This is a genomic window from Microbacterium sp. NPDC064584 (genome assembly GCF_040687315.1).
GTDB lineage: Bacteria > Actinomycetota > Actinomycetes > Actinomycetales > Microbacteriaceae > Microbacterium > Microbacterium lacus.
The window spans coordinates 131,999-144,251 of record NZ_JBFBMZ010000007.1 but is presented as its reverse complement, the minus strand read 5'-3'; the positions used below and the strand labels follow the sequence as shown (position 1 = coordinate 144,251).

General features: G+C 71.2%; 12 protein-coding genes. 5 read left to right on the top strand and 7 right to left on the bottom strand.

What is annotated here, in order from left to right; genetic code table 11:
• Positions 1–12 precede the first annotated feature (12 nt).
• Positions 13–1,608 carry an isocitrate lyase gene (locus AB0P18_RS11620; protein WP_363360145.1) on the top strand — a complete coding sequence of 532 codons (1,596 nt, stop codon included), beginning with the start codon at positions 13–15 and terminating at the stop codon, positions 1,606–1,608.
• Between the two features lie 120 nt (positions 1,609–1,728).
• On the opposite strand, the gene AB0P18_RS11615 is transcribed toward AB0P18_RS11620, so the two are convergent.
• Positions 1,729–2,157, bottom strand: a complete 429-nt coding sequence (locus tag AB0P18_RS11615; RefSeq protein WP_363360144.1) for a hypothetical protein — start codon at positions 2,155–2,157, stop codon at positions 1,729–1,731.
• Positions 2,158–2,276: 119 nt separating this feature from the next.
• Between AB0P18_RS11615 and AB0P18_RS11610 the strand changes: the two genes are divergently transcribed.
• The 4 genes from AB0P18_RS11610 (at position 2,277) to AB0P18_RS11595 (ending at position 7,164) form a co-directional block, all read left to right on the top strand.
• Positions 2,277–3,893, top strand: coding sequence for a LuxR C-terminal-related transcriptional regulator (locus AB0P18_RS11610; protein ID WP_363360142.1), 1,617 nt, complete (start codon positions 2,277–2,279; stop codon positions 3,891–3,893).
• Between the two features lie 89 nt (positions 3,894–3,982).
• Positions 3,983–5,419, top strand: coding sequence for an NAD(P)/FAD-dependent oxidoreductase (locus tag AB0P18_RS11605; RefSeq protein ID WP_363360141.1), 1,437 nt, complete (start codon positions 3,983–3,985; stop codon positions 5,417–5,419).
• Positions 5,420–5,512: 93 nt separating this feature from the next.
• Entirely contained in the window at positions 5,513–5,848 is a 336-nt protein-coding gene (locus AB0P18_RS11600) for a YciI family protein (RefSeq protein WP_344055419.1), read from the top strand.
• Positions 5,849–5,964: 116 nt separating this feature from the next.
• Complete coding sequence (locus AB0P18_RS11595; RefSeq protein ID WP_363360140.1) at positions 5,965–7,164, top strand: pyridoxal phosphate-dependent aminotransferase; 1,200 nt, start codon at positions 5,965–5,967, stop codon at positions 7,162–7,164.
• A 383-nt stretch (positions 7,165–7,547) separates the two neighbouring features.
• On the opposite strand, the gene AB0P18_RS11590 is transcribed toward AB0P18_RS11595, so the two are convergent.
• The 6 genes from AB0P18_RS11590 to AB0P18_RS11565 form a co-directional block, all read right to left on the bottom strand.
• Positions 7,548–8,111, bottom strand: a complete 564-nt coding sequence (locus AB0P18_RS11590; RefSeq protein WP_363360139.1) for a PepSY domain-containing protein — start codon at positions 8,109–8,111, stop codon at positions 7,548–7,550.
• 69 nt (positions 8,112–8,180) lie between these two features.
• Positions 8,181–9,512: a HAMP domain-containing sensor histidine kinase gene (locus AB0P18_RS11585; protein ID WP_363360138.1), complete on the bottom strand. Its 1,332-nt coding sequence runs from the start codon at positions 9,510–9,512 to the stop codon at positions 8,181–8,183.
• Entirely contained in the window at positions 9,505–10,179 is a 675-nt protein-coding gene (locus tag AB0P18_RS11580; protein WP_344055423.1) for a response regulator transcription factor, read from the bottom strand. The genes AB0P18_RS11585 and AB0P18_RS11580 overlap by 8 nt, the downstream gene beginning before the upstream one ends.
• 61 nt (positions 10,180–10,240) lie before the next feature.
• Positions 10,241–11,377, bottom strand: coding sequence for a UDP-N-acetylmuramate dehydrogenase (locus AB0P18_RS11575; RefSeq protein ID WP_363360137.1), 1,137 nt, complete (start codon positions 11,375–11,377; stop codon positions 10,241–10,243).
• Positions 11,378–11,380: 3 nt separating this feature from the next.
• Complete coding sequence (locus AB0P18_RS11570) at positions 11,381–11,785, bottom strand: MaoC/PaaZ C-terminal domain-containing protein (protein WP_344055425.1); 405 nt, start codon at positions 11,783–11,785, stop codon at positions 11,381–11,383.
• Entirely contained in the window at positions 11,782–12,231 is a 450-nt protein-coding gene (locus tag AB0P18_RS11565) for a MaoC family dehydratase N-terminal domain-containing protein (RefSeq protein ID WP_363360136.1), read from the bottom strand. Before AB0P18_RS11565 ends, AB0P18_RS11570 begins: the two co-directional genes overlap by 4 nt.
• Positions 12,232–12,253 lie beyond the last annotated feature (22 nt).

The window sequence follows — 12,253 nt, the reverse complement described above, 5'->3', positions numbered from 1 at the left end:
GAAGGACACGACATGACCCACTACCAGGACGACATCACCGCCACGCAGGCTCTGAAGCAGCAGAACGGCGCGAGCTGGGATGCGATCGACCCCGAGGCCGTCGCGCGGATGCGGGCGCAGAACCGCTTCCGCACGGGCCTCGAGATCGCCCAGTACACCGCCGACATCATGCGCCGCGACATGGCGGAGTACGACGCCGACTCGTCCGTCTACACCCAGTCGCTCGGCGTCTGGCACGGCTTCATCGGACAGCAGAAGCTCATCTCGATCAAGAAGCACCTGAAGTCCACGAACAAGCGCTACCTCTACCTGTCGGGGTGGATGGTCGCGGCCCTCCGCTCGGAGTTCGGGCCGTTGCCCGATCAGTCGATGCACGAGAAGACCGCGGTGCCCGCACTCATCGCGGAGCTCTACACGTTCCTCCGCCAGGCGGATGCCCGGGAGCTCGACCTGCTCTTCACGAAGCTCGACGCGGCGCGCGCGGCGGGGGACGAGACCGCGGCGGAGTTCATCCAGTCGCAGATCGACACGTACGAGACCCACGTCGTGCCGATCATCGCCGACATCGACGCCGGTTTCGGCAACCCCGAAGCGACGTACCTGCTCGCCAAGAAGATGATCGAGGCCGGCGCGTGCGCCATCCAGATCGAGAACCAGGTCTCCGACGAGAAGCAGTGCGGCCACCAGGACGGCAAGGTCACGGTCCCGCACGACGACTTCATCGCGAAGCTCAACGCGGTCCGCTACGCGTTCCTCGAGCTCGGCGTCGACAACGGCGTGATCGTCGCCCGCACCGACTCGCTCGGCGCGGGGCTCACGCAGAAGCTCGCCGTCAGCCACGCCCCGGGCGACCTGGGCGACCAGTACAACGCGTTCCTCGATGTCGAGGAGATCTCGGCATCCGATCTGGGCACGGGCGACGTCGTCCTCACGCGCGACGGCCGGCTCGTGCGCCCCAAGCGGCTGCCGAGTAACCTGTACCAGTTCCGTCCGGGCACGGGCGAGGAGCGCTGCGTCCTGGACTGCGTCACCGCGCTCCGCAACGGCGCCGACCTGCTGTGGATCGAGACCGAGAAGCCGCACGTGGAGCAGATCGCCGGGATGATGGACGAGATCCGCAAGGAGATCCCGAACGCGAAGCTCGTCTACAACAACAGCCCGTCGTTCAACTGGACGCTCAACTTCCGTCAGCAGGTGTACGACCTGCTCGTGGCCGAAGGCGCCGATGTGTCGGCATACGACCGGTCCGACCTGATGAACGTCGACTACGACGGCACGGAGCTCGCGCGTCTCGCCGATGAGAAGATCCGCTCGTTCCAGAAGGACGGGTCGGCGCGTGCCGGGATCTTCCACCACCTGATCACCCTGCCGACGTACCACACGGCTGCGCTGTCGACGGATGACCTGGCGAAGGGCTACTTCGGCGACGAGGGCATGCTCGCCTACGTGCAGGGCGTGCAGCGCCGCGAGATCCGAGAGGGCATCGCGACGGTCAAGCACCAGAACATGGCCGGGAGCGACATCGGCGACAACCACAAGGAGTACTTCGCCGGGGATGCCGCGCTCAAGGCCGGCGGCGCGCACAACACGATGAACCAGTTCGGCTGATCCTCCGACAGCACCGCCCGCCGCGGCGGCTGTTCCGCGAGACGGCAACCGAGCGCCGAGACTCAGGGGAATCCCCGAGGTCTCGGCGCTCGGTTGCGGTTTCGCGGTCGAACCGGCCAGCTACTCGAACTGCTCCCAGTCGGGGCAGCCGTCCGTCACGAACACCGAGCCCTCGGGGATGTCCGTCAGGAAGGCGTACGAGCCCTGATTCTCGAACGCCACCGCCCCGTCGGCATCCTGAATCGACCACGTGCAGCCGTCCGGCTGCGACGCCGGCTCGCCGCTGAGCTGATAGCCGCCGAACGGGATGTCGGTGCCCACGGCGTACCGGCCGGTGCCGGCGACGACCACGAACTCCCCCGAGCCGTCATCGCCGGCATCCTCCACCTCGTCCCCCGTGTCCTCCGCGGTCGCGTCCGGCTCCTCCACGCTCGTCCCGGCACCCTCGTCGGTGGGCGCTGTCGGGCTGCACCCGGACAGCGTGACGGCGAGCACTCCCGCGGTCGCCAGGACCAGCATCCGCCACCGCAGTCCACCTGATCGCGTCATCCCCGTGCCTCCTCACCGCGGCACCCCGGCCGCTGCTCCCGACGCTAGGGACGCGACGCCCGCCGATCCATGGGGGTTTCGGCGTATTCGCGGCGAGGACCCGTCGCTACTGTGAGCACATGGATCGGCCGACCGAGCTCGACCACACCCTCGCGCGGCTGATGCGCGGTGGGGCGATCCGCCCGGCCATCGACGGCGCGCCCGATTCCTTCCTCCTCGCCCTGCACAGCCTCGAGCTCGTCTGGCTGAGCGACTTCGACGCCGCCGCCCGATGCGCGGCGCGCGCCGTGGCGGACGCCCGCGATCCCGACGCCCGGGCTCTCGCGCGCGCGGCGGCGAGTATCGCGAAGGCGTGCTGCACCGACCTGGAGATCACGGCGACGCTGAACGACCCGCTGTCCGCGGCTCTCGCCGATCCGGCACCGCTCACCGCCGCGCTTGCCCGCCCGGTATGGGCGCTCCTCGCGGAGGGCGCCCTCGCCGGCGCCCGGCTGGATCTCGCGACCCCGCTCCTGGCCCGGATGCGCGCCACCGATGGGGAGCTGTTCGGCGTGGTCCGGCATCCGTTCGCCGTCTTCATCTGCGCACTCGAGGCGCGCGCGAGCATGTTCCGTGGGGACGTGAGCCAGGCGCGCGTGCACGCCGACGCGGGCATCGCCGCGGCCGACGGCGCCGTGCCCACGCTGTTCGCGCGCGGGTGCGCCGCCCTGGTGGCCGGCAGCGCGGACGAACGTGCGCGGACCCGCGCGCTGATCGCCGAGGTGGAGCGCAGCGACGTCCCGATCGTCGATGCGGTGACGAGGGGATGCCGCGTCCTCGCCGCGTTCGCGGCGATCGCGATCGGCGAGCACGGGCGCGCGTCCCGGCTCATCGTGCTCGCCGGTGGAGACGAGGACCTGTCGCATCTGCGCATCATCGACCGCGCCTGGGGGTTCGAGATGCTCGTGGCCGAGGCCGCGTCCCGAGGCGACGCGCGCGGCGCCGCGCGCTGGCACGAGCGCGCGCAGGTCCTCGCCCGGCATCCGATGGCCACTGCGTCGCTGGACCGCATGGCCTCTCACCGCGCGCTGCTGGACGGCAGCTTCGACACGGCGATCGCGGTGTCCGAACGCAGCGCCCGGGATGCGCGGCGACAGCAGCGCGGCGTCGAGGCGATCGAAGCCGAGATCCTCCTCGCCCGCTCGCGCATCGCGGCACATCGCAGCGGCGACGCCGCCCGCGCTCTGACCGACCTGGCCGCCAGCGCGCTCGACTCCGGACACCGCTCCGCCCGCCGTGCCGCGGGACGTGAGCTGCGGCGCATCGGCCGCAGGCTCCCGCCGGCGACACCGGGGTGGGCGGGGCTCTCACCGCGCGAGCAGGAGGTCGCGACACTGCTGGCGCGGGGGCTGTCCAACGCGCAGATCGCACGCGCGATGTTCGTGTCGGAGGCCACCGTGCGGGTGCACGTCTCGCGCATCCTGCGGACCCTCGGCGTGCCCACCCGTTCGGCGATCGGGGCAGCCGACCCCTCGCCGCCCGCGGCGAAGTCCCTTCCCCCGCTCACGCGCCGTCAGCGCGCGGTCGCCGAGCTGATCGCGACCGGGGCGACGAACAAGCACATCGCCGCGAAGCTCGGCATCGGCGTCCCGACGGTGGAGAAGCACGTGGCAGCGGTGTTCGCGCGGTGGGGTGTCCGCTCGCGTGCGGAGGTGGCACGACTCGTCCGACAGGAGCCGCCGCCGACGGCAGCCTGACCTCCGCGGAACCGGCCCCGGCCGGCCGGGGCGATGGGATCATGAGAACGCCCGGGGGCGCACCGACCGCCCCGGGCGGGAGGATGCGCATGAGCCTGCACGACACCCCGACGGATGCCGCACCCGGCGCCTCGGCGGAGCACTACGACGTCGCCGTCATCGGTGCCGGTCCCGCGGGAACTGCGGCGGCGCTCCGCGCCGCCGAGCTCGGTGCGCGGGTGGTCGTACTCGAGGCGACCGAACGCACCGGCGGCACATGCGTGAACACCGGATGCGTCCCGACCCGCGTGCTGGCCAAGGCCGCCCGGCTCATGCGGGAGATCCGCGCGGCCGATGCGTACGGCATCCAGATCGGGGACGCCACCGTCGACTGGCCCGGCACCGTCGCGCGCGTGCGGGAGCGCGTGGACGGCGTGCGGGCGATCAAGCGCGAGCCGGCCCGGTTCGCCGACGCCGGCATCGTGTTGCGGCAGGAGGGACGCGCGCGGTTCGAGAGCTCGCACACCCTGGTGCTGGACTCCGGGCGCCGAGTGAGCGCATCGAGCATCCTGGTGTGCGTCGGCGGGCACTCGCGCCGTCTCCCGATCCCCGGCGCGGAGCTCGCGACCGTGCCCGAGCACGTGCTCGACCTCCCGCGACTCCCCGGCCGGGTCGCGATCATCGGCGCGGGCAACACGGGGATGCAGCTGGCCACGGTCTTCGATTCGCTGGGTTCGCACGTGACGATCCTCGATCTTGCGCCGCGCGTGCTCATGGCCTCGGATGCCGAGATCTCGGCGGTCGTCACGGACGCATTCCGCGCACAGGGCATGGCGGTGCACACCGGGATCACCGGCGTGCAGAAGCTCGAAAAGGTCGACGGCGAGCGCATCGCCCTGACCTGGACGGACGCGGACCGCGAGAATGTCGAGGTCTTCGACGCGGTCGTGATGGCGACGGGGTGGCCCGCCGACGTCGAAGACCTGGGTCTGGAGAACGCGGGAGTCGACGTGCAGCGCTCGGCGATCCCGGTCGACGACTACTTCCATTCGTCCGCGTCGCACATCTTCGCGGTGGGTGATGCGAACGGCAAGGACATGCTCGTGCAGGCCGCGCAGTTCGAGGGCGAGGCGGCCGCCGAGACCGCGGTGCTCGGCGCCAATCGCCGGACCCCGCATCACCTGCTCCCCGCCGGCGGCTTCACCGATCCGGACTACGCCGGCGTGGGACTGACGGAGGAGCAGGCGCGCGAGAGGGATCCGCACTGCGTCGTCGCTGTCGCGCGCTACGCCGACCTCGAGCGCGCCGTGATCGACGACCGCGGCATCGGATTCCTCAAGCTCATCGCCGACAACCGTCGCGAACTCATCCTGGGCGCGCACGCCGTCGGCGAGAACGCGGTCGAGGTCATCCAGTCGGTCACGACCGCGATGGCCGCCGGAATCGACGTCGCGACCCTCGCGCGCGTCAAGTTCGCCTATCCGACCTACAGCGCGATCATCGGGCTGGCCGCGCGCGACCTGCTGAAGGCCGTTCCGGCGACCTGATTCTTTTCGACGCGGTTGTCGATCGACGGATGCCGCGCACGTCGTCCTCACGTAACGTCGCTCCGAGAGTGACCCTCACGAAAGGACCACCCCATGAAGTTCCTGATGCTCGTCGTCGTCGACCCCAGCCTGGAGAGCACGGAAGAAGGACCTGTCTCGATCGAGCAGTGGGTCGATGAGACGTACGGCGCGGGCAAGGCCGTCGAGGGAGACCGCTTGCGCCCGCCCGCGGACGCGAAGACCATCCGCCGCCGCAACGGCTCCATCCACGTCACCGACGGTCCGTTCGCAGAGACCCACGAGTGGATCGCGGGTTTCGACGTGCTCGAGTGCGACAGCCTGGAGGAGGCGATCGAGCTCGCGTCGCGGCATCCGATGGCCACCGGCGGGATCATCGAGCTCCGCCCCGCCTGGCCGCTGGATCTGTGACCAGCGCCCTCTATCGCTGAGACGACATCTGCGCGTCGAGACCGTGGGGCTTGCCCACCGTTTCGACGCGCAGATGTCGTCTCACGGGAGGTGAGGGCGCGGACTACGCTCGAAGCGTGACAGAACGCGCCCCACTCTCCCGCAAGCTCTCCGCCATCGCCGAGTCGGCGACCCTCAAGGTCGACGCGAAGGCCAAGGCCCTGCAAGCCGCCGGCCGGCCCGTGATCAGCTACGCCGCCGGCGAGCCCGATTTCGCGACGCCGCAGTTCATCGTGGATGCCGCTGCCGAGGCCCTGCGCGACCCGGCGAACTTCCGCTACACGCCCGCCGTCGGCCTTCCGGTGCTGCGCGAGGCGATCGCGGCGAAGACGCTGCGCGACTCGGGCCTGGAGGTCGACCCGAGCCAGGTCATCGTCACGAACGGCGGCAAGCAGTCCGTGTACCAGGCGTTCCAGGCCGTGGTGAACCCGGGTGACGAGGTGCTGCTGCCCGCGCCGTACTGGACGACCTACCCCGAGGCGATCGCTCTGGCCGACGGCGTCCCCGTCGAGGTCTTCGCCGGCGCCGACCAGGACTACAAGGTCACCGTCGACCAGCTCGAGGCCGCCCGCACCCCTCGCACGACCGCGCTCGTGTTCGTCTCCCCCTCCAACCCGACCGGCTCGGTGTACACGCCGGAGGAGACCGCCGCGATCGGCGAGTGGGCCGTCGAGCACGGCATCTGGATCATCTCGGACGAGATCTACCAGAACCTCGTCTACGAAGGCGCGCGCGCCGTCTCGATCGTCGAGGCGGTGCCGGATGCCGCTGCCCAGACGATCCTGGTGAACGGCGTCGCGAAGACCTACGCGATGACCGGCTGGCGCGTGGGCTGGATGGTCGGACCCAAAGACGCGATCAAGCTCGCCGCGAACCTGCAGTCGCACTTGTCCAGCAACGTGAACAACATCGCCCAGCGCGCGGCCCTCGCCGCCCTGACCGGACCGCAGACCGAGGCGGAGGAGTTCCGCGTCGCGTTCGACCGGCGCCGTCAGCTCATCGTGGGCGAGCTCGCGAAGATCTCGGGTGTCACGGTCCCGAACCCGCTCGGCGCGTTCTACGTGTACCCCGACGTGCAGGGTCTGCTCGGGCGCACGTGGCGCGGCAAGACGCCGACCACCTCGCTCGAGCTGGCCGATCTGATCCTCGAGGAGGTCGAGGTCGCGGTGGTCCCCGGCGAGGCGTTCGGTCCGTCCGGATACCTGCGGCTCTCGTACGCCCTCGGCGACGAGCAGCTGCTCGAGGGCGTGCGGCGCCTGCAGGAGCTCTTCGCCTGATCCGAGCGCGCGGAGCCGGAGTCCCCGACCCCCGAGATGGTGCCTCCTCCCCCGAGATGGTGCCCACCACCTCGCGGGGAAACCCACCACCTCGCGGGGAAACCCACCACCTCGCGGGGAAACCCACCACCTCGCGGGGAAACCCACCATCTCGCGGGGAAACCCACCACCTCGCGAGAGAGAGATCGGGCAGGGATGTCGACCGGGGCGCCTGCGGCGCGTCGCCTTTGTGAACCCACTCACGAAGGAGCCGTCATGGGACTGCGCCGCTTGCTCATCGAATTCGCCGCTGCGGCGGCGAATCTGCACCCTGATCACCGCACGACGTACGACGGGCTCGTCCGTCAGGACGAGCCCGTCGTCGGGAACCGAGAACCGGCGGATCAGTCCGCTTTCACCACCGTAAAAGCGCCGTCGAGCTCCACGTCGACGTCCTTGCCGTCGCCGAGGTCGATCTCGACCTCGTAGACGTGGTCGGCGTCATCGCTCAGCTCGACGCTCGTGACCGTTCCCGATCCGACGTGCGCGAGCGCGGCATCCGATGCCTTCTTCGCGTCCGCGGCGTCCGGGACGCCGTCGTCCGAGCCGGATGCCGCACCCCGGTCATCGGGCTGCGCCGAGACGACCTTCAGGTTCTCGTCGAGCTTGACCTCGACGATGCCACCGCTGTTCTGACGCACGTCGATCTCGTAGGCGTAGGCCGCGTTGTCGTCGATGTCGGCGTCGATCACGACACCGGGTCCGGCTTCCTTCAGCGCCGCCGCGATCGCGCCCTCGATGTCCGACGGCGCGCCGGACGCGAGCCGGTCGTCGGTCTGCGTCACAGCGACGTCGTCGGCGTCGAACGGGAGCTCGGCGGTGCCGGTCGCGAACGCGACGGCCGTGCCGGCGCCGATGAGGGCGATCGCTCCGGCGGTGCCGGCGATCCAGATGATGGGTTTGCGCATGGTGTCCTCCTGGGTAGGACTCCACGATCCCGCGCGGCCCCTGAAGCCAACCTGAAGCGCGGAAAACGGTCAGCCGGGCAGGGTCACGACGAACAGCGCGCCGCCTGAGCGGCCGGCATCCACGCGCACGTCTCCCCCGTGGGCGCGCACGATCTCGCGTACGATCGCGAGCCCCAGCCCGCTGCCGCCGGCGTCGCGCGCGCGGGCGTCGTCGAGCCGCACGAAGCGCTCGAAGATCCGACTCCGTTCGGACGCGGCGACGCCCGCACCGTCGTCCTCCACCGTGAGCACCGCGCCACCGCCGGCAGGCTCTGCGGTGAACACGACATCGGATCGAGCGTGCCGGGCCGCGTTGTCGGCGAGGTTCCGGACCACCTGCCGGAGCAGCGCCGCGTCCCCGCGCACGCGCGCCGGCTGCACGCCGCGGACATCGACCGTCACGCCCCCGAGCGCGCGCAGCCGGGCCGCCTCCGCCAGAAGGATGTCGTCGAGGTCGACGTCCCCCGGGTGGAGGGCGAGTCCTCCCTCGTCCGCCCGCGTGAGGACCAGCATCCCCTGGACGAGCCGCTCGAGCCGCCCACCCTCGTCGAGCACGGCGTCGCTCAGCTCCGCCGCGCTGATGCGGTCGGGGTGCGCACGGGCCACCTCCGCGAACTGACGCAGCGACGCCAGCGGCGACTTGAGCTCGTGCGACGCATCCGAGACGAACCGTCGCTGCGCGACCTGCGATTCGTCGAGCCGGCTCAACATGCCGTTCATCGTGTGGGCGAGGCGGCCGATCTCGTCGTTCGTGGCCGGTTCGTCCACCCGTGCCGACAGATCGCTCGCCGAGAGCGTCTCGACCTGGCGCCGCATCCGCTCGACCGGGGCGAGCGAACGACCGACCGCGAACCACGTCGTGAGCGCGACGATCGCCGTGACGACCGGGACCGAGACCGCCAGGAGCACGCCGACCGTGGTGAGGGTGACATCCACCTCTTCCGTGCTGCGTCCCGCGACGACGATCCAGTCGCCGCCCTCGCGTTCGACCGCCGCGACGAACGGCGGATCCCCCGGATCGAGCCGGATGAGCGATGGCGCGGACCCCTCGCGGTCGGCGAGCGCTCCGACGTCCTCGGCGGCGTCGCTCGCGGCGACCACCGCGCCGCTGTCCCGGTCGATCAGCTGCCAGAACCGGTCGTCGTCGATGTCGGGGAGCGATTCCGGGCCGGAGGCGTCCACCTGCTCCGCGAACGCCGCGGCATCCTGCTGCGCGGCGGAGTCGAGCTGACCGTACAGCGCGCCGCGCAGGGTGAACCAGAAGCCGACGGCGCCGAGCGCGAGCGCGAGGAGGACGACGGATGCCGCCACCGCGGTGATGCGGACGCGGATGCCCGGCCCGCCCCGCGGCCGCTCAGCCATCCGCGTCGATCCGGTAGCCGGCCCCGCGCACGGTCCGGATGCTCTCGCGGCCGAACGGCCGGTCGATCTTGCTCCGCAAGTGCCCGATGTACACCTCGACGATGTTCGGGTCGCCCTCGAAGGCGAAGTCCCAGACGCCGCCGAGGATGTCGGCCTTCGGCACGACCTCACCCGCGCGGCGCACGAGGAACTCGAGCACCGAGAACTCGCGCGTCGTCAGCTCGATCGGGGTCTCGCTGCGCCGCACGGTCCGCGCGGCGGGGTCCAGCTCCAGGTCGCCGACGCGGAGGATCGCCGGGCGGGCGCCGGCACCGCGCCGGATGAGCGCGCGGACGCGGGCGACGAGCACCGCGAACGAGAACGGCTTGGTGAGGTAGTCGTCCGCGCCGGTGTCCAGGCCCTCGACCTGGTCCCACTCGCCGTCCTTCGCGGTCAGCATCAGGACCGGCGTCCAGTTCTCCTCGTCGCGCAGGGTGCGGCACACCACGTAGCCGTTCATGCCGGGCAGCATGATGTCGAGCAGGATCGCCGCGTACTGCTGCTCGCGGGCGAGCCACAGCCCGTCGGTGCCGGTGTGCGCGACGTCGACGGCGAAACCCTCGGCTTCCAGTCCCCGCTTGAGGCCCTCCGCCAGGCGCGGCTCGTCGTCCACCACCAGGAGTCGCATGCTCCCATCGTGGCGCATCGGGGCTGAAGCGCACCTGAAGCGCGCGTGAAGCGCGGCGGGGCTAGAGCTCGACGCCGACGAGCACCGGCTCCGGCTGCAGAATGAGTCCGAACTCGGCCTGCACGCGGCCCTGGATGAATCGCGCAAGCTGCGCGAGCTCCTCCGCCGTGCCCTCGCCCCGGTTCGTGAGCGCGAGCGCGTGCTTGCTCGACAGCGCGGCCCGCGAGCGCGGGAGCTTGAAGCCTTTGCGCAACCCGGCGTGCTCGATGAGCCACGCCGCGCTGATCTTGACGTCCGACTCCTGCGCCGCGGCGCGGGGCACGTAGCCCTCGTACGCGGCGAGCGGGATCACCAGGACCGGGTCGAGGTCGGGCGTCACCGGCCAGCGCGGGCACTCCGGCGGCAGCGTGCGGGCGAAGGATGCCGACACGATCGCGTTCTGGAAGAACGACCCCGCGCTGTACGTGTCGGGGTCGGACGCGTCGAGCACCATGCCCTTGCGGCGTCGGGTCTCGAGGACGTGCTCCCGCACCCACGCGAGCGACACGGTGTCCTCGGGGGCGAGTCCGAGGGCGGCGCGCAGCTGTTCTCCCGCGACCGGCCGCTCCCCGTGCCCGACGTCGGCGAGCTCGAGCGTGACGGACAGGATCACGGCCGGGCGCTGGGCGACCGAACCGTAGTGCTGCTTGAACACCGACGTGCGGAACCCCAGCCCGAGCTCGGACGCGGGCACCGTCGCGACATCGCCGGTCGCCTCGTCGATGAGCTCGACCTCGGCGAGGGTCTGGACGATCTCCTGGCCGTAGGCGCCGATGTTCTGCACGGGGGCCGCGCCGACGGTCCCGGGGATCCCGGCCATCGCCTCGATGCCGGCGAGCCCTTCGGCGACGGCGTGGGCGACGAGGTCGTCCCAGTCGTGACCGGCCTGCACCCGCAGCCGTACGAAGCCGGACCGGGGTGACGGCAACCGCTCGATGCCCTTCGTGAGGACGCGCACGACGGTCCCCTCGAACGGCTCGTCACCGACGAACAGGTTGGAGCCGCCGCCGAGGACGAGCAGCGGCTCGCCGTCGACCCAGGCCTCGCGGAGCACGCCGATGAGCTCGTCCACGGTGAGCGCGTCGACCATGCGCGCCGGCGCGGCTCCGGTGCGGAGCGTCGTCAGCTGCGAGAGCGGTATCGGGTCGATCTCGGGCATCGGCTAGACGGACCGCACCCGCACCTGCGCCTTGCCGAGGACGGTGGTGTCGGCGTGGGTGACGGTGAGGTCGATGCGCAGCTCGTCGTCCTGCACCGCGCCGACCTTCGCGACGATGCGCAGCTCGGCGCCGGTCTCGGGGTCCACGACGACGGGACGCGTGAAGCGCACGCCGTACTCGAGGATGCGTCCGGAGTCGCCGAGCCACGGCACGAGCGTCTCGACGGCGAGGCCCATCGTGAGCATGCCGTGTGCGAGCACGCCGGGAAGACCGACGGATGCCGCCACGTCGTCTCGGTAGTGGATCGGGTTGAAGTCACCTGAGGCGCCGGCGTAGCGGACGAGGGACTCACGCGTGAGGTGGACGCTGCGCTCGGCGACGACGTCTCCGACGGCGGCGGCGCTCACTTCTCGCCCTCCCCGACCAGGAGCACCGACGTGGCGGTGACGACGTGCGCACCCGCGGCGTCGGTGATCTCCGCCTCGCTCGTGACCATGGCGTTGCCGCCGATCGCGCGGATGCCGGTCACCGACAGCGTGCCGGTCAGTTCGTCGCCCGCGACGATCGGGCGGGTGTAGCGGAAGCGCTGCTCGGCGTGCAGGACGTTCTGCAGCACGATGCCGGAGTCGGGCTCGGCGAGCAGCTGCTGGAGGGTCTGGTCCTGGATCACCATCGCGAACGTCGGCGGTGCGACGACGTCGGCGTACCCGAGCGCCTCCGCGGCCGCCGGGTCGACGTGCTGCGGGTCGTCGGCGAAGACCGCACGGGCGAAGTCCCGCACTTTCTCACGACCGACGAGATACGGGGCGGTCGGCGGGAAGACCCGCCCGACGAGCTCGGGATTCACTGGCACCGGACAAGTCTACCGAGCGGCC